At 57.5% G+C, this 24,554-nt stretch carries 27 protein-coding genes and 1 tRNA gene; 17 read left to right on the top strand and 11 right to left on the bottom strand.

The annotated features are described in order from the left end of the window. Positions 1-302: 302 nt before the first annotated feature. Positions 303-1,232 (bottom strand): hypothetical protein, encoded by a 930-nt coding sequence (locus tag GOW09_RS13380; RefSeq protein WP_171119028.1) that lies wholly within the window; start codon positions 1,230-1,232, stop codon positions 303-305. 133 nt (positions 1,233-1,365) lie between these two features. Then, positions 1,366-3,033 (bottom strand): energy-dependent translational throttle protein EttA, encoded by a 1,668-nt coding sequence (ettA, locus tag GOW09_RS13375; RefSeq protein ID WP_171119026.1) that lies wholly within the window; start codon positions 3,031-3,033, stop codon positions 1,366-1,368. Positions 3,034-3,169: 136 nt separating this feature from the next. Between ettA and GOW09_RS13370 the strand changes: the two genes are divergently transcribed. The 3 genes from GOW09_RS13370 (at position 3,170) to dacB (ending at position 5,838) form a co-directional block, all read left to right on the top strand. After that, positions 3,170-3,640 carry an MOSC domain-containing protein gene (locus GOW09_RS13370; RefSeq protein WP_171119024.1) on the top strand — a complete coding sequence of 157 codons (471 nt, stop codon included), beginning with the start codon at positions 3,170-3,172 and terminating at the stop codon, positions 3,638-3,640. Between the two features lie 32 nt (positions 3,641-3,672). Continuing rightward, positions 3,673-4,293 carry a nicotinate-nucleotide adenylyltransferase gene (locus GOW09_RS13365; protein ID WP_171119057.1) on the top strand — a complete coding sequence of 207 codons (621 nt, stop codon included), beginning with the start codon at positions 3,673-3,675 and terminating at the stop codon, positions 4,291-4,293. Positions 4,294-4,359: 66 nt separating this feature from the next. Next, positions 4,360-5,838 carry a D-alanyl-D-alanine carboxypeptidase/D-alanyl-D-alanine-endopeptidase gene (gene dacB, locus GOW09_RS13360; RefSeq protein WP_171119022.1) on the top strand — a complete coding sequence of 493 codons (1,479 nt, stop codon included), beginning with the start codon at positions 4,360-4,362 and terminating at the stop codon, positions 5,836-5,838. A 19-nt stretch (positions 5,839-5,857) separates the two neighbouring features. Here the strand turns inward: dacB and GOW09_RS13355 are convergent, their stop codons facing one another. The 3 genes from GOW09_RS13355 to GOW09_RS13345 all read right to left on the bottom strand — a co-directional run bounded on the left by GOW09_RS13355 (position 5,858) and on the right by GOW09_RS13345 (position 7,465). Beyond that, complete coding sequence (locus GOW09_RS13355; protein ID WP_117872968.1) at positions 5,858-6,280, bottom strand: tellurite resistance TerB family protein; 423 nt, start codon at positions 6,278-6,280, stop codon at positions 5,858-5,860. 88 nt (positions 6,281-6,368) lie between these two features. After that, on the bottom strand, positions 6,369-6,743 hold the full coding sequence (locus GOW09_RS13350; RefSeq protein ID WP_216603830.1) for an EamA family transporter: 375 nt from the start codon (positions 6,741-6,743) through the stop codon (positions 6,369-6,371). Beyond that, positions 6,740-7,465: a bifunctional 2-polyprenyl-6-hydroxyphenol methylase/3-demethylubiquinol 3-O-methyltransferase UbiG gene (locus GOW09_RS13345; RefSeq protein ID WP_171119020.1), complete on the bottom strand. Its 726-nt coding sequence runs from the start codon at positions 7,463-7,465 to the stop codon at positions 6,740-6,742. Before GOW09_RS13345 ends, GOW09_RS13350 begins: the two co-directional genes overlap by 4 nt. A 364-nt stretch (positions 7,466-7,829) precedes the next feature. On the opposite strand from GOW09_RS13345, the gene GOW09_RS13340 reads away from it, so the two are divergent. The 5 genes from GOW09_RS13340 to GOW09_RS13320 all read left to right on the top strand — a co-directional run bounded on the left by GOW09_RS13340 (position 7,830) and on the right by GOW09_RS13320 (position 13,225). After that, the gene (locus GOW09_RS13340) at positions 7,830-9,404 is read left to right on the top strand and encodes a lysine--tRNA ligase (RefSeq protein WP_171119018.1); all 1,575 of its coding nucleotides are present in this window, start codon (positions 7,830-7,832) and stop codon (positions 9,402-9,404) included. Between the two features lie 49 nt (positions 9,405-9,453). Further along, complete coding sequence (locus GOW09_RS13335) at positions 9,454-9,855, top strand: DUF4864 domain-containing protein (RefSeq protein WP_171119016.1); 402 nt, start codon at positions 9,454-9,456, stop codon at positions 9,853-9,855. Between the two features lie 138 nt (positions 9,856-9,993). Beyond that, positions 9,994-12,282, top strand: a complete 2,289-nt coding sequence (locus tag GOW09_RS13330) for a glycosyl hydrolase family 28-related protein (protein ID WP_171119014.1) — start codon at positions 9,994-9,996, stop codon at positions 12,280-12,282. 143 nt (positions 12,283-12,425) lie between these two features. Continuing rightward, on the top strand, positions 12,426-12,752 hold the full coding sequence (locus GOW09_RS13325) for an antibiotic biosynthesis monooxygenase (protein WP_152459145.1): 327 nt from the start codon (positions 12,426-12,428) through the stop codon (positions 12,750-12,752). Positions 12,753-12,817: 65 nt separating this feature from the next. Beyond that, positions 12,818-13,225: a universal stress protein gene (locus GOW09_RS13320; RefSeq protein WP_171119012.1), complete on the top strand. Its 408-nt coding sequence runs from the start codon at positions 12,818-12,820 to the stop codon at positions 13,223-13,225. Between the two features lie 3 nt (positions 13,226-13,228). Here the strand turns inward: GOW09_RS13320 and GOW09_RS13315 are convergent, their stop codons facing one another. Then, complete coding sequence (locus tag GOW09_RS13315; RefSeq protein WP_171119010.1) at positions 13,229-13,711, bottom strand: pyridoxamine 5-phosphate oxidase; 483 nt, start codon at positions 13,709-13,711, stop codon at positions 13,229-13,231. A 143-nt stretch (positions 13,712-13,854) separates the two neighbouring features. Here GOW09_RS13315 and GOW09_RS13310 point away from each other — a divergent pair, with 143 nt between their 5' ends. After that, complete coding sequence (locus tag GOW09_RS13310) at positions 13,855-14,277, top strand: excalibur calcium-binding domain-containing protein (protein WP_171119055.1); 423 nt, start codon at positions 13,855-13,857, stop codon at positions 14,275-14,277. A 157-nt stretch (positions 14,278-14,434) separates the two neighbouring features. Then, positions 14,435-14,677 (top strand): zf-TFIIB domain-containing protein, encoded by a 243-nt coding sequence (locus tag GOW09_RS13305; RefSeq protein WP_170347365.1) that lies wholly within the window; start codon positions 14,435-14,437, stop codon positions 14,675-14,677. A gap of 5 nt (positions 14,678-14,682) precedes the next feature. Here GOW09_RS13305 and GOW09_RS13300 read toward each other — a convergent pair whose 3' ends face one another. The 5 genes from GOW09_RS13300 to GOW09_RS13280 form a co-directional block, all read right to left on the bottom strand. Then, positions 14,683-15,111 (bottom strand): excinuclease ABC subunit B, encoded by a 429-nt coding sequence (locus GOW09_RS13300; protein ID WP_171119008.1) that lies wholly within the window; start codon positions 15,109-15,111, stop codon positions 14,683-14,685. Positions 15,112-15,154: 43 nt separating this feature from the next. Continuing rightward, the gene (locus tag GOW09_RS13295) at positions 15,155-15,862 is read right to left on the bottom strand and encodes an ORF6N domain-containing protein (RefSeq protein ID WP_171119005.1); all 708 of its coding nucleotides are present in this window, start codon (positions 15,860-15,862) and stop codon (positions 15,155-15,157) included. A gap of 173 nt (positions 15,863-16,035) precedes the next feature. Beyond that, positions 16,036-16,590: a hypothetical protein gene (locus tag GOW09_RS13290; protein ID WP_171119003.1), complete on the bottom strand. Its 555-nt coding sequence runs from the start codon at positions 16,588-16,590 to the stop codon at positions 16,036-16,038. Then, complete coding sequence (uvrB, locus tag GOW09_RS13285; protein ID WP_305849005.1) at positions 16,591-18,777, bottom strand: excinuclease ABC subunit UvrB; 2,187 nt, start codon at positions 18,775-18,777, stop codon at positions 16,591-16,593. Positions 18,778-18,791: 14 nt separating this feature from the next. Next, positions 18,792-19,049 carry a hypothetical protein gene (locus GOW09_RS13280; protein WP_171119001.1) on the bottom strand — a complete coding sequence of 86 codons (258 nt, stop codon included), beginning with the start codon at positions 19,047-19,049 and terminating at the stop codon, positions 18,792-18,794. Between the two features lie 157 nt (positions 19,050-19,206). Here GOW09_RS13280 and GOW09_RS13275 point away from each other — a divergent pair, with 157 nt between their 5' ends. From GOW09_RS13275 to GOW09_RS13245, 7 genes are all read left to right on the top strand, one after another. Further along, on the top strand, positions 19,207-19,518 hold the full coding sequence (locus tag GOW09_RS13275) for an ETC complex I subunit (RefSeq protein ID WP_152459136.1): 312 nt from the start codon (positions 19,207-19,209) through the stop codon (positions 19,516-19,518). Then, positions 19,519-19,995 (top strand): GNAT family N-acetyltransferase, encoded by a 477-nt coding sequence (locus tag GOW09_RS13270; protein WP_171118999.1) that lies wholly within the window; start codon positions 19,519-19,521, stop codon positions 19,993-19,995. Positions 19,996-20,016: 21 nt separating this feature from the next. Beyond that, a tRNA-Arg gene (locus GOW09_RS13265) sits at positions 20,017-20,093 on the top strand. Between the two features lie 381 nt (positions 20,094-20,474). Then, entirely contained in the window at positions 20,475-21,488 is a 1,014-nt protein-coding gene (iolG, locus tag GOW09_RS13260) for an inositol 2-dehydrogenase (protein ID WP_171118997.1), read from the top strand. A gap of 124 nt (positions 21,489-21,612) precedes the next feature. Further along, entirely contained in the window at positions 21,613-22,533 is a 921-nt protein-coding gene (locus GOW09_RS13255; protein WP_171118994.1) for a sugar ABC transporter substrate-binding protein, read from the top strand. A 69-nt stretch (positions 22,534-22,602) separates the two neighbouring features. Further along, positions 22,603-23,709 carry an ABC transporter permease gene (locus tag GOW09_RS13250; RefSeq protein ID WP_171118992.1) on the top strand — a complete coding sequence of 369 codons (1,107 nt, stop codon included), beginning with the start codon at positions 22,603-22,605 and terminating at the stop codon, positions 23,707-23,709. Between the two features lies 1 nt (position 23,710). Beyond that, positions 23,711-24,532 (top strand): ATP-binding cassette domain-containing protein, encoded by an 822-nt coding sequence (locus GOW09_RS13245; RefSeq protein WP_152459131.1) that lies wholly within the window; start codon positions 23,711-23,713, stop codon positions 24,530-24,532. Positions 24,533-24,554: the final 22 nt, after the last annotated feature.

Here is a 24,554-nt window from a genome sequence, read left to right as displayed (position 1 = left end):
GCCCCGAAGGTCCCCGGTTCAAAATATCTAAGGCCCCGGAACGAATCCGAGGCCGCAAGATTGGGTGCGTTTAGCAGTGTTGGGGCCGGGTGACAAGAGAGAGTGTCAAACTTCTTCTGTGACCGTGGAAACGACACGTAATCTTGACGCTGTTTTGACGTTCGTATCTGCGTTTGTCGATTTTGTCAGGTATCTTGCGATGGTTTCAGTCGGCGAAGAAGGCCGCCCCGTTGCGTTCATCCAAAGGTTTTCAGCCCTGAGCGTTGCGAGAGATCGGTTGGAAGGTTATTCCTCTTCGCCTTTTAATCTACGAACACCACGCGAATGAATTTCTTCAAACGAAGAACCCAAAACAACATAAATGCAAGCCAGGCTATCGCGAAGATAATGGTGTTTGTTGCTTTCCAATCGATTCTTTTGGTGATGTCCTTGGGGTCAATCTCATACAAGTAACCGGAAAAAACGACCGTTTCCGGTGTATCGCATTTGGTATATGCCGTCTCGGCTGGGGGAAAGCCTTGGTCTTCCGGTGGAATAGGCATTCCGTCCAGAAATATTCCCCTTTCTTCCTCGAACCTTGCGATATTTTCGTTGTTGTCCAGAATGAGCAGCGAGTTTTGAGTGCAATTCGACAGAATGGAATAATCATTTTTGTTGATTTGGTCGTAAGACAGTGCGGTTCCGAGTAGGCTTATTCCTGTAATGAAACCAATCTGAAAAACCGCAAATTTGTTTATGCTTTCTTCTCGCAGGGATCGAAACAGAAGATAACCCATGAACACCGCAATATGAAAAACGATAACAAAATAAAGCACGGTGAATATTTCAAAAAATGGTCTGCTTTCGGACTTGAACAAAATGTAGAGAGAAACGAGCCCGCATATTAGACAGAACGACCGAGAGAACTTTAGCTGATGATCCATGTCGACCATGCTGTCATCGGACACCTCGGTCAGGTTTGTCGTCGTGACCAAGTGCCCGGATGCTTTGGCGTTGTGCCGTACAACCTCGGGTGGGCGGTACAAAAAGGACAGCACGACCGTACAGGCAATCACGCAGTAAATTGGAATATGGTACATCCATCCAAATGGGCTCTCAAACAGGGTGTTCTGAGGTAACAGCAAGCACGTCAGAATTGCGACAGATACCAGCACATAGGGTGATTTGTTTGGCCGCAGATAGTCCAGAAATGGCATCAGGGGTGCAGCAAGTGCGGTGATGGGTTCTGCCATAACAATACTCAAACAAAGGAATTGCAATTAGAATATCAAATTTGCCTGGCTTTGAGAATAACGGTAAGAAAACAGGCCGCTTGGTATTCCAAGAGCGGCCTGTTCTGGTCATCAATTTATTGCTCTGGGGCGTCTACCGCGCAAACTTTTTGTGCTTCAACCGCTTGGGCTCCAGCGCATCCGGTCCCAAACGGCGCTTTTTGTCCTCTTCGTAGTCCTCGAAGTTGCCCTCGAACCATTCCACATGGGCATCACCTTCAAAGGCCAGAATATGCGTACAGATCCGGTCGAGGAAGAAACGGTCGTGCGAGATCACCACGGCGCAGCCGGCGAAATCGACAAGGGCATCTTCCAGCGCGCGCAGGGTTTCGACGTCCAGATCGTTGGTCGGTTCGTCGAGCAGCAGGACGTTGCCGCCCTCTTTCAGCAGGCGGGCCATGTGGACGCGGTTACGCTCACCCCCTGACAGCAGAGAGACCTTTTTCTGCTGGTCGCCGCCCTTGAAGTTGAAGGACGAGCAATAAGCGCGGGAATTGACCTGCGCGTCGCCCAGTTGAATGATCTCGGCGCCGCCGGTGATCGCCTCCCACACGGTGTCGTTGTCGTTGAGGTCGTCGCGCGACTGATCGACATAGGACAGCTGCACCGTGTCGCCGTATTCGATGGTGCCGGCGTCGGGCTTTTCATGGCCGGTGAGCATTTTGAACAGGGTCGATTTACCGGCGCCGTTGGGGCCGATCACGCCGACGATGCCACCGGGCGGCAGGCTGAACGAGAGATTTTCGATCAGTTGCTTGTCGCCCATGTGCTTGGCCAGCCCGCTGACCTCGATCACCTTGCTGCCAAGGCGCGGGCCGTTGGGGATGACGATCTGGGCGCGGGTCAGCTTTTCGCGCTCGGACTGTTCCGCCAACTCGTTATAGGCGTTGATCCGGGCTTTGGATTTGGCCTGACGCGCCTTTTGACCCTGACGCATCCATTCCAGTTCGCGCTGAAGCGTCTTCTGCTTGGATTTGTCTTCGCGGGCCTCTTGCTCAAGCCGCTTGGCTTTCTGCTCCAACCACGAGGAATAGTTGCCTTCATAAGGAATGCCACGACCGCGGTCCAATTCGAGAATCCAGCCGGTGATGTCATCCAGGAAATAACGGTCGTGGGTGACGATCAGGATGGTGCCTTTGTAGTCGATCAGGTGCTGTTGCAGCCAGGCGATGGTTTCCGCGTCCAGGTGGTTGGTCGGTTCGTCCAGGAGCAGCATGTCGGGCGCTTCCAGCAGCAGCTTGCACAGCGCCACGCGGCGTTTTTCACCGCCCGAAAGATTGGCGATGTCGGCGTCGTCCGGCGGGCAGCGCAGCGCCTCCATCGAGACATCGATCTGGCTGTCCAGATCCCACAGGTTTTCCGCGTCGATCGCGTCCTGAAGGGTGGTCATTTCCTCCATCAGCTCGTCCGAATAGTTCTCGGCGATCTCCATCGCGATCTCGTTGAACCGGTCGACCTTGGCCTTTTTCCCGGCCACGCCCAGCATGACGTTTTCGCGAACGGTCAGGGATTCATCCAGTTGCGGTTCCTGCGGCAGATAGCCGACCTTGGCGCCCTCGGCGGCCCATGCCTCGCCGGTGAAGTCGGTGTCGAGTCCGGCCATGATCTTCATCAGCGACGATTTACCGGCGCCGTTGACGCCGACGACACCGATTTTCACGCCGGGCAGAAAGCTGAGGTGGATGTTTTCAAAGCACTTCTTGCCACCGGGATAGGTCTTGGAGACACCCTGCATGTGGTAGACATATTGATAGGCGGCCATGTCGCGTCCTCTGGGTCGGGAAATTGGGTTGAAACGCTGGATATCCGAGCGGGACGGGCGGGGCAAGCTGGTGGTATTGTGAATTTCGTCTTTGGGTCGGGCGGCATAGTGTGGGTGCGTTGTAAATGGGGGAGTTATGTCGGAACTGGCCGAATTGATTGCGGGTTGGGCGCAGCCCGGTTGCGTGACTTGGATCGGAGCGCGACCAGAGCGCCGGGCCGAGATGGTGTCACTCGAGGAATCCGTGATTACCGAGGCCGGTCTGATCAGTGACCGCGCCTGCGTTGGCAAGCGGGCGGTGACTTTGATCCAGCAGGAGCATCTGGCGGCGATTGGGTCATATCTGGGGCAGGGGCCGGTTGCGCCTGAAATCCCGCGGCGCAACCTTGTGGTTTCGGGGATCAATCTAACGGCGCTCAAAGGGCGCGAGGTGCAGGTGGGCGAGGCAATTTTGCGCCTCACCGTGATTTGTGCGCCGTGCAGCCGGATGGAAGAAGCGCTGGGCAAGGGTGGCTATTCCTCCGTGCGTGGGCACGGAGGATGGTGCGCCGACGTCGTGCGACCCGGGCGGGTTCAGCTGGGTGATGTGGTGCAACCTGTTGATTGACAACGCCTCGCAGTTCTGAACATCAGCAGGGTATGGAGCGGTACGGCATACCCTATGCGCGACCTGGACAGGTCGTCGGTCTGTTCGGCGGGTCGTTTGATCCACCGCATCAGGGCCATGTGCACGTCACGCTTGAGGCGATGAAGGCATTCGGGCTGGATCGGGTTTGGTGGCTGGTATCGCCGGGCAATCCGTTGAAGGAACGCGGGCCCGCGCCCATGGACAGGCGAATGGCGGCAGCGCGGAATGTGATGCAGCATCCGCGTGTCGAGGTGACGGACATCGAGGCGCTGACAGGTACACGCGCGACTGCGGATACTCTGACAGCGTTGCAGCGATTGTATCCACAGGTCCGATTTGTCTGGCTGATGGGGGCGGACAATCTGGCGCAGTTTCACCGCTGGAAAGACTGGCGGGTGATCATGGACAGTGTCCCTGTTGGTGTAGTCGCACGGCCCGGCGACCGGATATCCGCCCGGATGTCCAGGGCGGCACGGGTCTATGCCAAGTACAGGATCGACGGGCAGGCGCGGCATCTTTTGGGGCGGGCGCAAGCTCCGGCTTGGTGTTTCGTGAATGTGCCGATGGTTGATGTCAGTTCCACGGAAATTCGGACGCGCGGCGAATGGCGCGCGGAAGTGTTGCCGGAATAGCCTTGCCCGACGCATAATCGCAGCGAGTGGTTGCGCGCATTTGATCTGTGGGATTTTATTCCAACTATGGCTGGTCGTTTTTCACGTCGTGTGTTTCTGGGAGGATTGGGGGCGTCTCTGATCCCGGCAGCTGGTCTGGCGCAGGCGCCGCTGGTCTCGCTCAGGCCGCGCGCGCGTGCGGCGCTGTTGAGTGGCGCCGAGCGTTTGGTTGCGGCCGCAGGGTTGACGGGCGAAGTTGTTTTCGCCGTCGCGGATGTGGCGACCGGAAAGCCGCTGGAGGTTTTTGGTGAAGGTGCGGGCTTGCCCCCGGCCAGTGTCGGCAAGGCGATGACCGCGCTTTACGCGCTGGACGTTCTGGGGCCCGACCACCGGTTCGAAACCCGTTTGATCGCAGATGGGCCAATTGAAAACGGGATTCTGCGTGGCGATCTGATACTGGCAGGCGGGGGTGACCCGCTGTTGGATACGGATGCGCTGGCCACGATGGCGGCCAACCTGCGCGAGGCCGGAATCACCGAAGTTCGAGGAGCCTTCAAGGTCTATGACGGGGCGCTGCCCTTCGTGTTCAGCATTGATCCCGGTCAGCCGGATCATGTGGGGTACAGCCCGGCGGTAAGCGGGATATCGTTGAATTTCAATCGGGTCCATTTCGAGTGGAAGCGTGCCGGTAAGGGTTACGATGTGACCATGGATGCACGCAGCGCACGATATGTGCCGGCAGTGGATGTGGCAGCCATGCGGGTCGAGAACCGCAGCTTGCCTATCTATACCTATCAGCCAAGTGCGCGGCAGGACCGCTGGACCGTGGCCAAGGGCGCGCTGGGCAATGGCGGGGCGCGCTGGCTGCCTGTGCGCAAACCCGCATTGTACGCGGGTGATGTGTTTCGTACTTTGGCCCGATCCAATGGAATCGTTCTGAATCGGGTGCAGGTGACACGAGAGGCGCCAAAAGGTGTCGACCTCGTCGTGCATCGCAGCGATCCATTGGACAGTATTTTGCGCGGGATGCTGAAATACTCAACCAACCTGACGGCCGAGATGGTCGGACTGGCCGCAACCAAAGCGCGGGGCGTTGACCCGCGCAACCTGGCGGAGTCGGCGGCCGAGATGAACCGTTGGGCGTCTCAGAGCTTTGGCGTGAACGGGATCGCGATGGTCGATCATTCCGGTCTTGGCGATGCCTCGCGTATGGTGCCGGCGGATCTGGTTGCGGCCCTTGTCGCGGCCCGGAAAATGGGCGTATTGCGCCCATTGATGAAGCCTTTTGCCTTGACGGATCGAAATGGGCGGCCGGTAAAGAACCACCCGATCAAGGTCGATGCCAAGACAGGCACATTGAACTTCGTATCCGGGTTGGGCGGTTTCCTGACAACGGCGGACGGGGTCGATCTGGCCTTTGCCATTTTTACGGCGGACGTGGCCCATCGCGCCAAGATTCCTCGCGCACAACGCGAACGGCCTGAAGGCGCGCGAAGCTGGAACCGCAGGTCGCGGAAACTGCAACGGGCCTTGCTGGAACGTTGGGGCGCACTCTACGGAAGCTGAAACCCGTAGATTGCCCGGATCAGACCGTGTGGCGCGCGCGCGCCCCGCGTTCGATTGCGGCGGCATGCAGACGGTCGATATTCAGCTCGTACCGGATTTCTTCCAGCAGGCGCAGTTCCGTTTCGGCCAGCGCACCGTCGGCAGCCGCAACATCGCACGCCAGAGCATAGGCCGTTTCGTTCAGACGCTCGGGCAGGTTTTCGCGGATCAGGCCAAACAGCGCATCCAAACCGTCTTCCTGTTCGAACAGGTCAAAAACAATCTGTGATACACGACGGGTCCGATCGATGTCATACCCGGCAAAGACCGGCAGCATGTTCACGGCAACCTCGATCTTGACCAGCTCGGCGGTTCGGATGTTTTCGTCAGAGGCCGAGACTGCAACCATGATCGCCACAAGGCAATCCTGCGGGGACATCGGGTGGGGCACTTGCTCGGTCATGGGATGGTCCTGATTGGGGTCGTTCGAGGACGCACGATATGAGCGCAGCGGGTCAGGTTCAACACCTTGTTTCATCCATCCCGCGCGATCAGGTATTCATGACCATCATTCCCGAAATCAAAAGCGCGGCCCCCAGCCAGTAGCGCAGCCCAAGTGTTTCGCCGAAGAAGACGTGCGAGGCCAGTGGCACAAGAACGAAACTGAGGGCCATAAAAGGGTAGGCCTGGGACAGAGTCAGATACCGCAGGACATACACCCACAGCACCGTTGCCGAGCCATAGATGGCAAAGGCTGTCAGAAGGAAAGGATCGAAAAGCGTCTGGATGAGGCCCGCCAATCCGGTGGCTTCGCGCCCATCAATCCGGTTTCCTGCCAGTTTGAACAGGATTTGCCCGGCCGAGATCATAACTGGTGTGCACAGCAAACCAGCCCAGACCAGTGTCGTGGGGGCGGGCGGGGTCATCCTCGTTGTTCCGGTTCCGGTTTTTCCTCGGGGCGGTCTTCACAGTAATAGATGTCGCGCCCCAGATCTTCGCAGACATGGATGTCCGGGCTGGGATGCACGGCACGCAGAAAGCTGTGTGTGTATGGGAAAAAGTTGAAATGTGGATTGAAGGTGAACCTGCATTCGCGTTCACGCGGAACGACGATAATGACGCGTTTTCGCGCGACACGACGCAGTTCAGCGATCGCTTGCCGGTAGTCCAGAAGATGCTCGATCACATGGGTGCAGATTACGGTGTCAAAGCTGTTGTCTTCAAACGGCAGTTCTTCGATCCGAGCTGCGACATAGTCGATATTGTCGATGGCAGCCGCATCATCGACGACGAAATCCACCCCTGTCAGTTGCGTGATGTCGGGCCGGGCGGCCTTTATGCGTTGCAAAAGAACTCCGGTGCCGCAGCCGATATCGCAGATGCTCTGCCCGACGATATCCGTGGCAATCCGCTTGATGCAGGCTTCGGAATTGTCGGTGCCCTGATGCACGCGCGGATGATCGCGGTAGAGCTTTTCGTATTCGTCATCCGTCAGATAGGTTGCGCGTTCACGGAATTCGGCAAGGCGCGTGATATGGTCGCCCCAAACCCTGCATGCCAGCCAATGAAACGCGGCGCTGTCACGCAGGATAGGCGGCACGATATCTTCGAGTACAAAGCGTATACGGTTGGTGGTTTCGCGTCGCATCCCGTTTCCTCTGGTCCGGGGACCTCCCCCGTGTCGCCTTTGTCTAACACTGCCCGGTGAGCGTGCGAAACAACCGGGTCAAGTTTGCGCCCGCGCCCGTGTCTTTTTTGTTTCGGGTGAACAATCGGCCCACCAATGTGGCCTGAGCAAGGCTGGCCGGTGAAAATGCAGCGCAGATATCCCGGGCAGAGTGTTTGCGGGCCAAGGAACGTTTCCCTACCTGCCCGAGGGCGACTGTTTTTTGGCGCAGTGTGTCGCGAATTGCGCCACTGCTTTATTGACTCATGCTGCACTGGCACAATAGGAGGGGCCGGTCCGGTTGCATGGGGTGACCGCGACACTTTCCCCGATGGAGCACATTGAAATGTCTGAACTGCGTGAAACCGCGATGTCGTCCAAGGCCTGGCCTTTTGAAGAGGCGCGCCGGTTGCTCAAACGCTATCAGAAGGGCGCTCCGGAAAAGGGGTATGTGCTATTCGAAACCGGTTACGGCCCGTCTGGCTTGCCGCATATCGGAACATTCGGCGAGGTCGCGCGGACCACGATGGTCAAGCGCGCGTTCGAGGCGCTTTCGGACATACCGACCAAGCTGATCTGTTTTTCGGACGATCTGGACGGGATGCGCAAAGTGCCCAGCAACGTGCCCAACCCGGAGGCGCTTGAAGAACATTTGCAGCGCCCGTTGACTTCGGTTCCCGATCCATTTGGCGAATACCCCAGCTTCGGCGAGCACAACAACGCGATGTTGCGCCGGTTCCTCGATACCTTCGGATTCGATTATGAGTTCTATTCGGCACGCGATTTCTATCGTTCAGGCCAGTTCGACGAGATCCTGAAGCGCGCGGTCGAGCGCTATGACGACATCATGGCCATCATGCTCAAAAGCCTTCGGGAAGAGCGCCAACAGACCTATTCGATTTTCCTGCCGATCCTTCCGGAAACCGGGCGGGTTCTGTATGTGCCGATGAAGAAAGTGTGTGCGGAGACCTATACCGTCACATTCGATGACGAGGACGGCAAGGAATGGACCTTGCCCGTCACTGGCGGCAACGTGAAATTGCAATGGAAGCCTGATTTCGGGGCGCGCTGGGCGGCGCTGGGCGTCGATTTCGAGATGTACGGCAAGGAACATGCTACCAACGAAAAGATCTATGACGCGATCTGCCGTGCATTGGGCGGCCGTGCGCCCGAGCATTTTTCCTATGAGCTGTTCCTGGATGAGAATGGCCAGAAGATCTCGAAATCGTCCGGCAATGGCGTGTCGATCGACGAATGGCTGACCTACGCGCCGACCGAAAGCCTGGCGTATTTCATGTATCAAAAGCCCAAAACAGCCAAGCGGATGCACTTCGACGTGATCCCGAAGGCTTATGACGAGTATCATCAACAGTTGCGCGCCTATCCGGGGCAGGACCTGAAAGCTCAGCTGAACAATCCGGTCTGGCACATTCACGGTGGCGACGTTCCCGAATCGACCCTGATCGTACCGTTTGCGATGTTGCTGAACCTGGCGTCGGTCTCGGGCGCGGAAGACAAGGAGACGCTGTGGGGCTTTATTCGCCGCTATGCGCCGGAAGCAACAGCTGAAAGCCATCCCGATCTGGATCAGGCTGCGGGCTTTGCGGTTCGCTACTTCAACGATTTCGTCAAACCAACGCGCAAACATCGCGCACCCACGGATCAGGAGCGTGAGGCGCTGGAAGCGCTGAAAGCCGCGCTTGAGGCTTATGATGGCCCGACCGAGGACGAGGCGCTGCAATCAGTGGTCTATTCCATCGGGCGGGAGCGGTTCGACCCCATGCGCGGTTGGTTCACGGCGTTGTACGAAGTGCTTCTGGGTGCATCGCAGGGCCCGCGTTTTGGCGGCTTTATCGCGCTGTACGGTGTGCCTGAAACAATTGCCCTGATCGACAAGGCGCTGGCCGGAGAGTTGGTCTGATTTGACCTGATCCCGTGTGGGGCTACTCTTTTTTGCAGGAGGTGGCCCCATGCGTCGATTTTTACTTGCTGTATCCCTGAGTGTTGGGCTGGGGTCGGGCGCATTTGCGCAAAACGCAGAGATCGAAGCAAACATTTCCGCGCAGATACAGGCCTTCAAGGCGGATGATTTTGCCACGGCCTTCACCTTTGCCAGCCCCAGTATCCAGCGCCTTTTTCAGAACCCCGACAATTTCGGAGCAATGGTACGCAATGGGTATCCGATGGTCTGGCGTCCTTCCGACATACGTTTTCTGGAGTTGCGTGAAATTGCAGGAGCCCTGTGGCAGAAGGTGATGATCGCCGACGCAAACGGGCGTGTGCACATACTGGACTATCAGATGATCCCTCTGGAGGACGGTTGGAAAATCAACGGCGTCCAATTGTTGGGCAACGCTGACCCTGCGGCCTGAGGCAACACCACCGTTACGGTGATATGAGCCGTGGTTAACTCTCTTTCGGTATTCAGACTGACGCGTTCGGGGCGGACCTGGACACGGGGTTTGGACGCGTCGCCAGATTGGTGCGGCGCGATTTAGAAAGGGTTTTCAATGAACAAGGCAATCACTGACGGCATCGTCTTCATGCCGCCTCAATTCGCGAATGGCCTGACCGTTTGGTCTGCGGGGGACGGAACGCCTGGCTCGCCCACATATGGCGGATCCGGTACGGGGGTTTTCGTGCCTGCGGATGCCGATTTTGGTGGCTGTCTGGAGATCCTGAAAGTCCAAACCACCCAACAGCTTCGGTATATGGGCCAGACGCCGATTTTGCCCGGTTGCTATTTGCAGATCAAAGCGCGGGTCAAGGCGATCAGCGGCCCTTTGCCGTCGGTGCGCATAGCGGCCTGGGCCGGGGGCGCAGGGGACACGCATGTGGCAGGTGTCGTGGAGCAGGGGCCCGCAACACAGTTGTCGGGCTATGGAAGCGTGCACGAAGTAACGGCGATTGTCGGAACCGGCAAACGCCCCGGCGTGGACATGCCTTGGGGGCTGGCCGCTCTGTATGGCCATTTCGGTCTGGATATTGAGGGCGCGAATGGGGCGCTGGTGCGTGTCGACGACCTGGAGATCACGGATGTCACCGGTGTTTTCCTGCGTGAGATGATCAGTGTTGTGGATGTGCGCGACTTTGGGGCCATCGGCGACGGTGTGACGGACGATTCAGCTGCGTTTGAAGCGGCCGATCAGGCGGCGGGTGGCCGTCGAGTTTACGTTCCGCAAGGGACTTATCATCTGGCCGAAAACACCAGTATGACCTCCGAAATGGACTTGGAAGGCACAGTTACCATGCCGGATGACAAGATGCTGTTGCTGACAAAGGATTTCCATCTGCCGGCTTACATTTCGGCTTTCGGAGACGAAGAACTGGCATTCAAAAAAGCGTTTCAGGCCCTTCTGAACAATTCGGATCATGACTCGCTGGATTTGGGTGGTCGCAAGATTTCCGTCACCGCGCCGATCGATATGGCAGCAGCGGTTCCCAACAAGCAGAGTGGTTTTTCAACCCGTCGCGTGATCCGGAATGGTCAGTTTGACGTCAAAAGCAGTTCGGCGTGGGATACGGAAACGTTCACCTCGACTGCGACCTATGACCCGTCCGACAAAACGCGTCTGACCAATGTCGCGAATGTCGCCAACATTCCCGTCGGGTCCTACGTTGCCGGCAGCGGCGTCGGGCGTGAAATCTATGTACGGTCAAAGAACGTTGGTGCGGGTGAGATCACACTGAGCGCGCCCCTTGTGGGGGCGTCGGGGACCCAGTCCTTTTCGTTCTATTCATTCAAGTACCTGCTGGATTTCAGCGGCTTCAGCACGCTTCGAAAATTCGGCATGGAGCAGATCGAATTTCAATGCAACAGCCGATGCAGCGGAATTCGTTTGGCGGCCGCCGGCAGTACATTTTCGTTGAACGACTGTTTTGTCAGCCGCCCGAAAGACCGGGGGATCACGTCGACCGGAACGGGGTGCAAGGGCATGCTGATCGACAATTGCCAGTTCCTGTCAGCAGAAGAAGCCCTTGTCGTTACGGACCGGTATTCCATTGCGTTGAATACCAATTCAAACGATGTGAAGCTGCGTCACAACCGAGCCGTGCGTTTCAGACATTTCGCTGTTCTGGGCGGTGACAACAACATGATTCTGGGCAACCATGTCTTTCAGGGCGATAGCATCCCGCAAGGTGTGCGTACGGCCGGTTTGATCATGATTGGCACCTACAACAGTTCCACTATCGCCGAGAATTATGTCGACAACTGTTTCATCGAATGGACGAATGAACGCGACCCGTCGCCGACATACACGAGTGGTTTTTCGTTCAGTGCGATGAGCATCACGGACAACATCTTTTATTCTAGTCAGGCCCCGTCCTGGTTTAGTTTCATCGTCATTCGCCCCTATGGGCCCGGGCATTTTCTCAATGGCCTGGTCGTGACCGGCAACAAGTTTCGTGCCACGAGCGGTGGGATCTTTCGAGCGGAACGTGTAGATACAACCTTCGCCGACTTGAACAAAGACAGGCACACGAACGTGACTTTCCAGAACAATACGTATCATGGCGTAACCAGGAAATCCGCAAACCCGTTGAGGGTTCGCTATACGCAGCACTCGGTGTCCAATCTTTGGCCTGTTTCGGCAAACGGGCAGTTGCCTTTCGACGGCAAGGCACGAGGCTGCGATGGGGTTGCGACGATCGGTGTGCTTTCAGGGGTGTTCAACAACCATGTCTTCAGTGCGCCTCATGTTGAGGTCGAACAGGGGGCGACAGGCGACATTTTTCTGTTGCGTTGGCCAGAGCATGTGAAAGGTACGGCCTCGGTTCTGATGCGCATGGAACGTTAAAAGGCTGTCTGGCCACCCCGAAAAGGGTGGCCATTTCACTCTGATCTGACCGTAAATGACTGACCCGGTTTGCACGGTCGGCAGGAAATAGGCTACGTTTCATTTTCATGTGTTAGGCTTGGGACAGAAAGTGGAGAATCCCGATGCTGAAAATCGCCAAAAACGCCAGTGTTCAAACAGTTATCACGACCTTTGAAATGACGCCTGGCACCTGCCAGGACCTTCTGGAAGCTCTGACGGATGCCTATGCCGAGTTCATTTCGAAGCAGCCAGGTTTCGTTTCCGCCGGGCTGCACGTCAATGACGCACAAACCCGAATAGCAAACTATTCGCAATGGGAACGCCGCGAAGATTTCCTTGCCATGCTGCGCACGCCGGAGATGCGCGATCGCAACCGCAAGATCAACGAACTCTGCAAAAGCTTTGAGCCGGTCATGTATGACGTCGCTGAGACATTCGGCAGTTCCTGACCTGAATCAAAGCCTGCAATTCATATCTGTTTCAAAGTTAGCCTGCAAAAATGGAGGCTCACATCATGTATCACAACATTCTGGTCCCCATCTCGTTCGATGCTGAAAGAGATACATCTGGGCCTTTGAAGCTGGCCCAGATTCTGGCCACGCCAGACGCGCAGGTGACATTGTTGCATGTGGTCGAGCATATTCCAAACTATGCAATCTCGTATATGCCGTCCCAATATCTGACAGAGGCGCGTAAGGCGATTCAGACAGAACTGGATGAACTGGCATCGCAGCTGCCGAATGCCAAGGGTTTGGTGATCGAGGGACATTCCGGCCGGACCATTCTGGATTGGGCCGAGGCGAACAAGCCCGATCTGATCATAATTGCGTCCCACCGGCCGGGGATGCAGGACCTGCTTCTGGGCTCTACCGCGTCTCATGTCGTTCGTCATGCGGGATGTGCCGTGCATGTGGTCCGCTGATGGCTAGAAATCCTGTGCGGTAAGGCGATAGGCCTTGCCAAATCCGGCGTTCAAAAGGCCGTCCTGAATGGCGAACCGGACCAGTCCGAAATCGTTGAAATCGATATAGAGTTTCGCTTTGGGCCGTCGCGCCAAGTACCGGTCGCGCAAGTCACCATAGCCTGCCATGTCCCGGTGAACTAGCTGAGCGATCACGTGCAATGTCAGGCGCGGATGGGTCAGCGGGTCGCCCTTGTCTGCGGGCTCTCCGATCAGAAGGGCGCAGTTGGGGCAAGTGCTCAGTGCGCGCGTATATTCCGCAAGGGTTGAAATCAGCGAGACAGGGCAACCTGCTTCATCCGTGGCCAGCGCGATCCGCGAGACAGACGGCAACCAGGTTTCAGGGCGCAGAAAGGCCAGTGCGGCAAATTTGGCCTGAAAGAGAAGGTCCTGTGCTTGCAAGCGCGCCGCTGCGTCAGGCGTGTGATAAGGATCGGATTGGGTCACGATATCGGTTCGGCAGCAAAAAATCGGGCAGATGACAGGTTCCCTGCCACCTTAAGTGTCTGAAGTGGATTGTGCCATTTGTTTTACCTCAGCGATATCGGATTGCCTCGGCTTTGCCACAAATCGACGTTACAGATCAGACGATGCTGTTCAAGAAACCCTCGCAGGATACGCCTGATCCGAAGCCGCGGCCGTCCAGACGACACCGGCGCGCAGAGGCGACGCGCAGGCATGCGCTGTCTCCGCTACGCATACTGGTCATGGTTCTGTTGTTGCCGCTGACCACCGTGCTGATCGCCACGGGTGTTTTTCTGCGCCTGTCCGAATTTGAGCGGAAAGAGGCGGTGATCCACCTGATCGCATTGGCAGGTTGTGATGCAACGCAGTCGTTGGGGGTGGGGCCGTTTTACGAGGGGCAGGCGGGTTATCACAAGCGCAATGACCCGGATGGCGACGGGGTCGCCTGTGGCGCTGCCAGCCCGTCGCGGGCAACTGCGCCGCAAGTTCACAACAGTCCCGAACCGCAACAGCGGTCTCTTGGAACGGCCAAGTTCGTGCGCCCCTGACGGTTGTAATCGCGAAGTCCAGAAAATCTGCTTGGGCCGGGGCCAGTTGCCTGTGTCATCCCGCTTGACCCAAGCGAACGGGCGTCATGTCACAGAGGGATGGCAATGCAGCGGATCAACCCCATCTCATACTGATAGCAAAATGGGAGATCGTATGATGCAATGCCCGATTGACGGAACTCAACTGGTCATCACGGACCGAAACGGGGTTGAAATCGACTACTGTCCGCAATGCCGAGGTGTCTGGTTGGATCGGGGCGAACTGGACAAGATCATTGAGCGGTCGACAGCTTATGCTCCACCGCCTCCGCCACAATCCGGCTATGATGACCGGGCAGATCACGGCTATCGCAAGAAAAAGAAACGTGGCGGCTTTCTGGAAGATCTGTTCGATTTCTGACCCGGTCAGGACAGCTGGGCCCCGGCACATTCGCGGAAAATGCGAACCTGGGGCGCGGCACCGTCCAAGGGAAATTCGGTCACCCTGTCCTGCGTAAACGCATAGGCGGTCAGGTTGTATTCCAGTCCGTCCAGCACGTTTCCAAATCCGGTATCGGTGACTGTCAGCGATGATGCACCGTCAGACAGGACATGGTGCGGAGTGGCGATTTCGATGGGGTTCGGCCCCTCGAACCGCATCGCGAACCATGGGGTGTTGGTCCAATCTTCGGTCTTGCGGGTAACGGACAGGGTATAGAGCGGTTTTGCCGGGTCATAGGTCAGGAATATCTCTGCCGTGTCCGTCATGTGTGACAGGGTGCAGATCTGGCCCACCGTTGCTTCCCACGCGGCGGCGGGTGTGCCGAGGATCAGTGATAACAAGACAACGCGCATGGGGCGGAGTCTAGCGGCCGAAAGGTCCGGGGCAAGGGCTGCCTCAGCCTTTCATTGCATTCAGCAGTTCCAGCAACCCCTTGCGGTCATCATCATCGGCATAATCGCCCGCGGCCAACCGTTCAGCGATGCTCAGGCGCAGACGTTCCTGTTGGGTGCGCACCTCTTCGCCGGCGGTTTCCGCCAGCGTCTTCATGATCACGGCCACCGCCTGCTGGCGCTTGGTGGTGGGGTTGGCGATATAATCGACAAGGCTCTGCTGCCCGGAATCGAGGATGTTTTCGGCCAGCGCCCTCAACTGATCGCCATTGGGCAGCAGCGGAGCAGGGGTGCCCTCGGGCGGCAGGATCTCGGGCGCGCTGCGCGGGGTTTCGGTCACGGCGTTGGCGCCGTCAACGAACGCCTCGGTGATCATGCGGGTGATCTTGATCGCGCGCGGGTCCTTGAAAAGGGTCGAGGCGATGGCCACGCCGTAATCGGTATAGACCCACGGATTGACCCGCCGCCCGCCGCGGCCTTTGGGTTTTGAGATCACATTCTGTGATTGCAAATCACCGACCTCGGCATCGGTCAGCTGAAAGCGGTAGCCTTCGAACAGGTCGGTGTTGCGCGATACGGCCTGATTGAAGGCGCTGACGGATTTTCCATAGAACTGCGCCAGATCCTCGGCCAGCACCACGCGGATGCCGCGCACCCTGTGAATGGCGCTTTGGACCTCATGCGTGGAGGGCAGGGTGTTCGGGTTCGTCATGGCAACCGTTTGGAATCACAATTTGTGATTTCAAACGTGAAGGAGGGGGAGGAGGGGTGCAAGGGTGGAGTGTGGGATATTTAATTGGGCAACGCCAATGTGGGGTGATGTACTTCACCCACCATTGTGACGGGTTCAGAAAAGAAAAGTGAAAACATCTATGCTGCCTTGAGCTACTCGGTGAGAGGATTTCTGTGAATGAGCTTTGAAGCTAGGACGTAGGGATCATTCTCGTACCCGATGGTGGAAAGATCCTTCAACTTTCGAGCAATAAGACTGGGGTCCCAAAGTAGCCAATCGCGTTCATCAAATAGGGCAGCAATATCGGCAACGTCTTTAGCGTAAATTTTTCCTGCCGCCAGTCCAATTTTTATTTTCGTTTCGTGATCGGCGAGACCGGACTCAATCAAATCGTTCTTAAGTCGGGAGAACACTATGTCTCGGTAATTCTCACAAGTGAATAGCTTGTATCTGCCTTGAGGCACAGCGTGCACTTCTTTCAAGTCATCAAACTGTACTCCCAGGGAGTCTAGGAATGACTTTACTTCCATTGCGATGACTTCGTTCGCGCTGGGTTTGAAGGCGATAACGTCAATCTCTGGCCTTGGGATAGAGTGTTTTCCAATCCTTTTTTTTTCGTCTTTAGTTAGATTCACCTTTTGCGAAATGCGGGTCCAGTATCCCTCTCGATCCAACAATAAACGGACCAAACTTTCAAAACTGTCCATCTACCGCTTCCTCCGCTTCACATTCCCACCCCGCTGCCCCGGCCTGCCAGCCGTTGACCGCCCGCGCGATTTCACCGCGTCTTCCGAGGCTTTCTCGACGGCCCATTGGCGCGCCATGGGGTCGTCGGCGACGGCGAGATCGACCGCTTCCAGACGTTTGATCTCATCCCGGATGTTGGCGGCTTCTTCGAATTCCAGGTTCTCGGCGGCTTTGCGCATCTTGTCGCGCAACCCGTCCAGATGAGCCTCGAGATTGGCGCCGTGCATCGGTTTGTCGATGGTGGCGGTGACGCGGTTCATGTCGACGTCGCCTTGGTAGAGACCGGCCAGAACGTCCTCGACATTCTTCTTCACCGTTGCAGGGGTGATGCCGTGTTCCTCGTTATAGGCAATCTGCTTGGCGCGGCGGCGGTTGGTTTCCTCCAGCGCGCGCTCCATGCTGCCGGTGATCTTGTCGGCATACATGATCACGCGGCCTTCGGCGTTCCGCGCGGCGCGGCCGATGGTCTGGATCAGCGAGGTTTCCGAGCGCAGGAAGCCCTCTTTATCCGCATCCAGAATGGCGACCAGCCCGCATTCGGGGATGTCCAACCCTTCGCGCAGCAGGTTGATGCCGACCAGCACGTCGAATGCGCCCAGCCGCAGGTCGCGCAGGATCTCGATCCGTTCCAGCGTGTCGATGTCGGAATGCATGTAGCGGACCTTGATGCCCTGTTCGTGCAGGTATTCGGTCAGGTCCTCGGCCATGCGTTTGGTCAGCGTGGTGACCAGCGTGCGGAAGCCATTGGCCGCGACCTTGCGCACCTCGTCCAGCAGGTCGTCGACCTGCATCTCGACGGGGCGGATTTCGACCTCGGGGTCCAAAAGGCCCGTTGGGCGGATCACCTGTTCGGTGAAGACGCCGCCGGTCTGTTCGATCTCCCACTTTGCCGGGGTGGCGCTGACGAAAATGGATTGCGGGCGCATGGCGTCCCATTCCTCGAACTTGAGGGGGCGGTTGTCCATGCAGGACGGCAGGCGGAAGCCGTGTTCAGCCAGCGTGAATTTCCGCCGATAGTCGCCCCGATACATGCCGCCGATCTGCGGCACCGAGACGTGGGATTCATCGGCGAAAACGATGGCATTGTCGGGGATGAATTCGAACAGGGTCGGGGGCGGCTCGCCCGGCGCGCGGCCGGTCAGATAGCGCGAGTAGTTCTCGATCCCGTTGCAGACGCCGGTGGCCTCGAGCATCTCCAAATCGAAATTGGTGCGCTGTTCCAGCCGCTGCGCCTCGAGCAGCTTGCCCTCGCCCACCAGTTGATCCAGCCGCTGGCGCAGTTCCTTTTTGATGCCGATGATGGCCTGCTGCATCGTCGGTTTCGGCGTGACATAGTGCGAGTTCGCATAGACGCGCACCTGTTCCATTGTCGCGGCGCGCTCGCCGGTCAGCGGGTCGAATTCGGTGATGCTTTCCAGTTCCTCACCGAAGAACGAGAATTTCCAGGCGCGATCCTCAAGGTGGGCGGGCCAGATTTCAAGGCTGTCGCCCCGCACCCGGAATGACCCGCGCTGAAATGCCTGATCGTTGCGGCGGTATTGCTGGGCCACCAGATCGGCCATCACCTGCCGCTGGTCGTATTCGTGTCCGACCTTCAGATCCTGCGTCATCGCCCCGTAGGTCTCGACCGAGCCGATGCCATAGATGCACGAGACCGAGGCCACGATTATCACGTCGTCTCGTTCCAGCAGCGCCCGCGTGGCCGAGTGGCGCATCCGGTCGATCTGTTCGTTGATCTGCGATTCCTTCTCGATATACGTGTCTGATCGCGCGACATAGGCTTCTGGCTGGTAGTAGTCGTAGTAGGAGACGAAGTATTCGACCGCGTTTTCCGGGAAGAAGCCTTTGAACTCGCCATATAGCTGCGCCGCCAATGTCTTGTTGGGGGCCAGGATGATGGCGGGGCGTTGGGTTTCCTCGATCACCTTGGCCATGGTGAAGGTTTTGCCCGTACCGGTCGCCCCCAACAGAACCTGATCGCGCTCGCCATCCAGAATGCCGCCCGCAAGTTCCTTGATCGCGGTTGGCTGGTCTCCTGCGGGGGCGAACTCCGTATGCATGACAAACCGTTTGCCGCCTTCCAGTTTCAGGCGGGCCCGAACATCTTCGGTTGTCATTTGGGTCTTGTCGGAATGGGCGTATGGCATGGGCAGGCTCCGGATCAGGCCCTTACATTTGTTCTTATTTTGTCCAACTGCAAGGGCTGATCCGGTACAAATCCCCAAGTTTCAACACTGGGCAGATACGCATCCGGATCGTGATCCGAACCAACCTTGCCGGCCAACGCGGCAAGTTCGCCGTCGAGAGCTTTCGTCACCATCGGTTTGACGGCGATTACGGTATGGGCTTCGGTCGAGGGCATCGCCCGGTTGTTCCCGGGGTTCGCGTCGACGCCCAGAATGCATTCACTATGGATCATCTGCTTATCCTTCGGCTGATTTGTCGAAGATCATAGTTGGCCCTGATGACAGTTTCTGTCATTGGCTTGCTTCGACAATCCGCGACAATTGTTGTCTTGTCCCGGGCTGCACTCTGACGCATAAACAGGTCCAGCCAAGTGAGTACGGAGAGGCGACATGCGCGCACGGATTTACCAGCCTGCAAGGAATGCGATGACTTCAGGGATGGCCAAGACCCGCAAATGGGTTCTGGAATATGCCCCCGCTTCGGCACGTGAGGTTGATCCGCTGATGGGCTGGACATCATCCAATGACACGCAAACCCAGATACGCCTGAAATTCGACACCAAGAAAGAGGCGATGGATTATGCCAGGGACAATGGCATCGATGCGCAGGTCAGCGAGCCGCACAAGCGCAAACCCAACCTGCGCGCGCGCGGTTACGGAGAAAACTTCGCCACTGACCGCCGTGGCCCCTGGACACACTGAATGATCGAAATTCGCGAGGCCGACCCCACCTCGGACGTGTTGCGTCCGATTGTGGAAGCTCATTTCGCCCACAGCGAATCGGCCGGTCCTGCGGAAAGCAACCATACGATGAGCGCAGAATCACTGGCCGGACCGGGCATTCGATTCTGTGCGATTTACGACGATCAGCAGGCGTTGGGCTGCGGCGCCTTGAAGCTGTTGCCCGATGGCACGGCCGAGGTGAAGTCGGTGCATATCCTCGCACAGGCACGGGGGCGCGGACTTGCGCGTGTCATGATGACTCATCTGGCCGATCTGGCGCGCGCAGAAGGCGTAAAAGCTTTGGTTTTGGAAACCGGGGCAGAGCATCTTCCAGAGTATGATGCCGCCCGCAAGCTTTACGAAGCGTTGGGTTATTCCTATTGCGGACCGATCTTTGGGTACAGTGACGATCCGAACAGCGCATTCATGCGCTTGGCTCTTGAACCCCGCTCGTAAAAACCGCAAGAAGGGTGCAGCGGTCCCTTAGCTCAACTGGATAGAGCAGCTGACTTCTAATCAGCAGGTTGAGGGTTCGAGTCCTTCAGGGATCGCCATTCTCGAATTTCGATTTCGATGAACACGTCAGGCCGCAATGCGGGCTGTTTCTTCGCGGTTGTTGGGTTAGGTATGAAGGGCTGGACGAGGGGGTCATGCCAGCCCTTCTAAGGGGTCACAGAGTGGTAGTGTGTGTTCCTTAACCAAACATTAACCTGATTCACCATGTTCCGAAATTGGGGGATTCCCGTAGGACGGCCAATGCGCGGATTTCAGCGTGTGAGTTGCAGCTGGCAGATCGGGATCCGGGGTCGTAACGCGAATTCTTCAGGATGATTTGGGGCCTGAGCCGTAAAAGCGCCAAGGTTGTGAAAAAAATATTGCAACCGGTTGCAAATAGAATCATTGTTGCGCGCAACAACAAGATTCGGGAGATCTGTATGTTGAACGTCGGATTGTTGGGTGCCGGGCGCATCGGGCGTGTTCATGCGCAGGCGATTGCATCGCATCCGGGCAGCAAACTCATTGCTGTTTCCGATGCCTTGCCCGAGGCCGCGGCCAGCCTTGCCAGCGATCATGGGGCCGCGGCGCGCAGTTCCGAAGAGATCATTGCGGATCCGGAAATCGGCGCGGTTCTGATTGCAACTCCAACAGATACGCATTCTGACCTGATTGAAGCAGCCACAGGTGCAGGAAAAGCCGTTCTGTGTGAAAAGCCCGTTGATTTGGACCTGAAGCGCGCCACGGAATGTCTGAATACGGTCTCGGAACGCGGCAAGCCGGTCATGATAGGGTTCAATCGGCGATTTGATCCCAATTTTGCGACCTTGAAGGCGGGGCTGGATGCGGGTGAGATCGGTAAGGCAGAGCTCCTGTCGATCACATCTTTTGACCCGGCGCCACCACCGGTCAGCTACGTAAAGGTGTCTGGCGGCTTGTTTCGGGACATGATGATCCATGATTTTGACATGGCGAACTTCCTGATGGGGGACGTTCCCGAAACAATCTCGGCGGTTGGGTCTTCGCTTGTGGATGCTGAAATCGGCGCCGCGGGGGATGTGGATACAGCGGCAGTTACAATGACTTACGCGGATGGCCGCATCGCGGTCATCAAGAATTCGCGGCGCGCGGCCTATGGCTATGACCAGCGGGTCGAACTGCTGGGGTCCGAGGGGATGCTACAGGCTCAGAACATGCTGGAAAACACTGTTGTAAAGTCAACCGCGGACGGTGTCGTGGGTGCCAAGCCGACCTATTTCTTCCTGGAACGCTACATGCCTGCATACCGCGTGGAATGGGCCGCATTTGTCGACGCTGTTGAAAGTGGGTCCGAAGTTCCGGTCACGCTGAAGGACGGTGTTGCAGCGCTGGCGATGGCCGAGGCCGCAACTCTGTCGGCGCGGGCAGGAACACCGGTTCGGATGGAAGAAATTTTGAAACCGGTTGCAAAATGATCGAAATTCTTCAAACTAACGGCAGCTCGGCCCAGCGCCGCAGCCACTGAGATTCGGCACAGCCGGATGATCGGGGCTGGTACCCCGACAGAAGATCAGACTGAACCATTGGGAGGAAACTGAAATGAAGAAATTCGTTAAAGGCGCGCTTGCTGCGGGGGCACTGGCCTTGGCCACACCTGCATTTGCGCAGGAAATCGTGGTCGTGTCGCATGGCCAGGCCAATGACGCATTCTGGAACGTCGTGAAAAACGGCGTTGAGCAGGCCGGAAAAGATGTCGGTGTGAACGTGGAATATCGTGCACCTGAAACCTTTGACATGGTTGCCATGTCGCAGCTGATCGACGCAGCCGTGAACCAGGAGCCTGACGGGCTGATCGTCTCGATCCCGGATGCCGATGCGCTTGGCCCCTCGATCGAACGTGCGGTTGCCGCCGGTATCCCGGTGATCTCGATCAACTCGGGCGCGGAAGTGGCCAAGGAACTGGGCGCTCTGCTGCATGTGGGTCAGGACGAATATGATGCGGGCAAGGCGGCTGGTGAAAAGCTGGCCTCGATGGGTGGAACCAGTGCGATCTGTGTCAACCACGAGGTCGGCAACGTGTCACTTGACCTGCGCTGTGAAGGCTTCACCGAAGGGTTTGGCGGTAAAGTAACCGTTCTGCCGACCTCGAACGATCCGTCCGAGATCGAGTCCAAGGTTGCTGCCGCTCTGGCCTCTGACGAAAGCGTCGATACCGTTATGGCGCTGGGCGCAAGCTCGGCTGGCGAGCCTTCGGTCGCCGCGGCCAAAGCCTCGGGGCGGGATTTGAATGTTGCCTCGTTCGACCTGTCGGCCAACTTCCTCCAGTCAATCGTGGATGGTGACGCGGCCTTTGCCATTGACCAGCAGCAGTATCTTCAGGGCTACCTGTCGGTGAACTTCATGGGTCTGCACGCCAAATACGGCCTGATGCCGGGCGGCGACGTGCCTTCGGGTCCGAACCTGATCACTCAGGACAAGGCCGCACAGGTCATCGAACTGTCCGCGCAAGGTATCCGCTGATTTCGGCGTGGCTCGACAAACAACAGGATCGGCGCCAACGCGCCGGTCTCACCGAATTGGGAGGAAACCATGAGTGAATCAGCGCCCGTCCTGTCGGACGAAAGGGTCAAGAAAGAACCATTCCTGACCAAACTGATGAAAAGACCCGAGCTGGGCGCCATTGCAGGTGCGGTTCTGGTATTCGTGTTCTTTGCGATCACCGCAGATGAATCGATGTTCACTCTGGCCGGTGTCATGAACTTCATGACTCCTGCGGCACAGTTGGGTATCCTGGCGATCGGTGCGGCACTGCTGATGATCGGTGGAGAGTTCGACCTGTCGATCGGATCGATGGTCGCGTTTTCGGGGCTGTTTTTCGGCGTCTGCGTCGTGACCTGGCAACTGCCGCTGATCTTTGCCATCCCAATGACATTCGTATTTGCGGCCTGTGTCGGTGCGGTCAACGGCAATATCGTGATCCGTTCGGGCCTGCCTTCGTTCATTGTAACGCTGGCGTTTCTGTTCATCCTTCGTGGCCTGTCACTGGTGGGCCTGAAAATGGCGACAGGCGGTTCGACCCAGTTGCGCGGTGTGCGCGACGCGGTCGAAAACGACTGGCTGGCCCCCTTCTTTTCGGGCGAAGCATTCGGCAGCCTGTTCGCATGGCTGGCCGCCAACGGCATGATCGATACATTCAAAAGCGGCGCGCCCAAGGTCCCGGGAATTCCCGTCGAAATCCTGTGGTTCATTGTCATTACACTGGCGGCAACCTACGTGCTGCTGCGTACCCCGGTGGGGAACTGGATTTTCGCCTCGGGTGGAGACAGCACGGCTGCATCCAATTCGGGTGTTCCGGTGAACCGCGTCAAGGTTTCACTGTTCATGCTGACGGCGTGCTGTGCCGCCCTTGTGGCGATCATTACCGTCATGGACGCGGGCTCGACCGATGCGCGGCGGGGGTTCCAGAAGGAATTCGAGGCGATCATTGCCGCGGTGATCGGCGGCTGCCTGCTGACCGGCGGATACGGCTCGGCCATCGGGGCTTTCTTCGGCTCGATCATCTTTGGAATGGTCGTCATCGGACTGACCTATACCGACTTTGATCAGGATTGGTTCCAGGTCTTCCTGGGTGCCATGCTGTTGATTGCCGTTCTGTTCAACAACGCGATCCGCAAGCGCGTAACCGGGGAGCGCTGATATGACCGAAGACACCAAGTTCCACCATGGCGATGCCGTCGATGACCAGGCGCCCATCGTTCAGATGAAAGACATCGAAAAGCACTTTGGCAATATCATCGCACTTGCTGGCGTCAGCTTTGACGTTAAGCCCGGGGAATGCCATTGCCTGCTGGGCGACAACGGCGCGGGTAAGTCCACCTTCATCAAGACCATGTCCGGGGTGCACAAACCCACCAAGGGCGAGATTTTGTTCGAAGGTCAGCCGTTGCATTTCGACACGCCGCGCGATGCAATGGAAGCGGGCATCGCGACCGTGTTTCAGGATCTTGCGATGATCCCACTGATGAGCGTGACGCGCAATTTCTTCATGGGGCGCGAACCCACCAAGGGCAAAGGGTTGCTCAAGCGGTTCGATGTGGATCATGCAAATGAAGTCTGCATGGAAGAGATGCGCAAGATGGGCATCAATCTGCGCGCACCGGATCAGGCGGTTGGGACATTGTCCGGCGGCGAACGTCAGACGGTGGCCATCGCGCGGGCGGTGTATTTCGGCGCCAAGATCCTGATCCTCGACGAACCGACCTCGGCGCTTGGTGTGCGTCAGACGTCGAATGTTCTTGCCACGATCGACCGGGTGCGCAGCCAGGGTGTCGGCGTGGTTTTCATCAGCCACAACGTGCGCCATGCGCTGGCGGTGGGTGATCGTTTTACCGTATTGAACCGCGGCAAAACTCTGGGCACTGCTAAACGCGGTGAAATCACACCCGAAGAGTTGCAGGACCTGATGGCCGGCGGTCAGGAAATGGCCGAGCTTGAGGGATCGCTGGGCGGTACTGTCTAAAGCAAAACACTCGGATGCCCCC

This window comes from Ruegeria sp. HKCCA5463 (genome assembly GCF_013034175.1).
In the GTDB taxonomy this organism is placed as follows: Bacteria; Pseudomonadota; Alphaproteobacteria; order Rhodobacterales; family Rhodobacteraceae; genus Ruegeria.
This window is presented reverse-complemented; position numbering and strand designations above follow the sequence as displayed.

Coding starts and splice junctions, on each gene's coding strand:
- GOW09_RS13270 (WP_171118999.1), top strand. CDS start 19,519: ATGATCGAAATTCGCGAGGCCGACCCCACCTCGGACGTGTTGCGTCCG.
- GOW09_RS13320 (WP_171119012.1), top strand. CDS start 12,818: ATGTATCACAACATTCTGGTCCCCATCTCGTTCGATGCTGAAAGAGAT.
- uvrB (WP_305849005.1), bottom strand. CDS start 18,777: ATGCCATACGCCCATTCCGACAAGACCCAAATGACAACCGAAGATGTT.
- GOW09_RS13255 (WP_171118994.1), top strand. CDS start 21,613: ATGAAGAAATTCGTTAAAGGCGCGCTTGCTGCGGGGGCACTGGCCTTG.
- GOW09_RS13345 (WP_171119020.1), bottom strand. CDS start 7,465: ATGCGACGCGAAACCACCAACCGTATACGCTTTGTACTCGAAGATATC.
- GOW09_RS13380 (WP_171119028.1), bottom strand. CDS start 1,232: ATGGCAGAACCCATCACCGCACTTGCTGCACCCCTGATGCCATTTCTG.
- GOW09_RS13325 (WP_152459145.1), top strand. CDS start 12,426: ATGCTGAAAATCGCCAAAAACGCCAGTGTTCAAACAGTTATCACGACC.
- GOW09_RS13365 (WP_171119057.1), top strand. CDS start 3,673: ATGGAGCGGTACGGCATACCCTATGCGCGACCTGGACAGGTCGTCGGT.
- GOW09_RS13245 (WP_152459131.1), top strand. CDS start 23,711: ATGACCGAAGACACCAAGTTCCACCATGGCGATGCCGTCGATGACCAG.
- GOW09_RS13330 (WP_171119014.1), top strand. CDS start 9,994: ATGAACAAGGCAATCACTGACGGCATCGTCTTCATGCCGCCTCAATTC.
- GOW09_RS13280 (WP_171119001.1), bottom strand. CDS start 19,049: ATGATCCATAGTGAATGCATTCTGGGCGTCGACGCGAACCCCGGGAAC.
- ettA (WP_171119026.1), bottom strand. CDS start 3,033: ATGGCCGCCTATCAATATGTCTACCACATGCAGGGTGTCTCCAAGACC.
- GOW09_RS13350 (WP_216603830.1), bottom strand. CDS start 6,743: ATGACCCCGCCCGCCCCCACGACACTGGTCTGGGCTGGTTTGCTGTGC.
- GOW09_RS13355 (WP_117872968.1), bottom strand. CDS start 6,280: ATGACCGAGCAAGTGCCCCACCCGATGTCCCCGCAGGATTGCCTTGTG.
- GOW09_RS13310 (WP_171119055.1), top strand. CDS start 13,855: ATGCTGTTCAAGAAACCCTCGCAGGATACGCCTGATCCGAAGCCGCGG.
- GOW09_RS13290 (WP_171119003.1), bottom strand. CDS start 16,590: ATGGACAGTTTTGAAAGTTTGGTCCGTTTATTGTTGGATCGAGAGGGA.
- GOW09_RS13305 (WP_170347365.1), top strand. CDS start 14,435: ATGCAATGCCCGATTGACGGAACTCAACTGGTCATCACGGACCGAAAC.
- GOW09_RS13340 (WP_171119018.1), top strand. CDS start 7,830: ATGTCTGAACTGCGTGAAACCGCGATGTCGTCCAAGGCCTGGCCTTTT.
- GOW09_RS13370 (WP_171119024.1), top strand. CDS start 3,170: ATGTCGGAACTGGCCGAATTGATTGCGGGTTGGGCGCAGCCCGGTTGC.
- GOW09_RS13335 (WP_171119016.1), top strand. CDS start 9,454: ATGCGTCGATTTTTACTTGCTGTATCCCTGAGTGTTGGGCTGGGGTCG.
- GOW09_RS13295 (WP_171119005.1), bottom strand. CDS start 15,862: ATGACGAACCCGAACACCCTGCCCTCCACGCATGAGGTCCAAAGCGCC.
- GOW09_RS13275 (WP_152459136.1), top strand. CDS start 19,207: ATGCGCGCACGGATTTACCAGCCTGCAAGGAATGCGATGACTTCAGGG.
- GOW09_RS13300 (WP_171119008.1), bottom strand. CDS start 15,111: ATGCGCGTTGTCTTGTTATCACTGATCCTCGGCACACCCGCCGCCGCG.
- GOW09_RS13250 (WP_171118992.1), top strand. CDS start 22,603: ATGAGTGAATCAGCGCCCGTCCTGTCGGACGAAAGGGTCAAGAAAGAA.
- iolG (WP_171118997.1), top strand. CDS start 20,475: ATGTTGAACGTCGGATTGTTGGGTGCCGGGCGCATCGGGCGTGTTCAT.
- dacB (WP_171119022.1), top strand. CDS start 4,360: ATGGCTGGTCGTTTTTCACGTCGTGTGTTTCTGGGAGGATTGGGGGCG.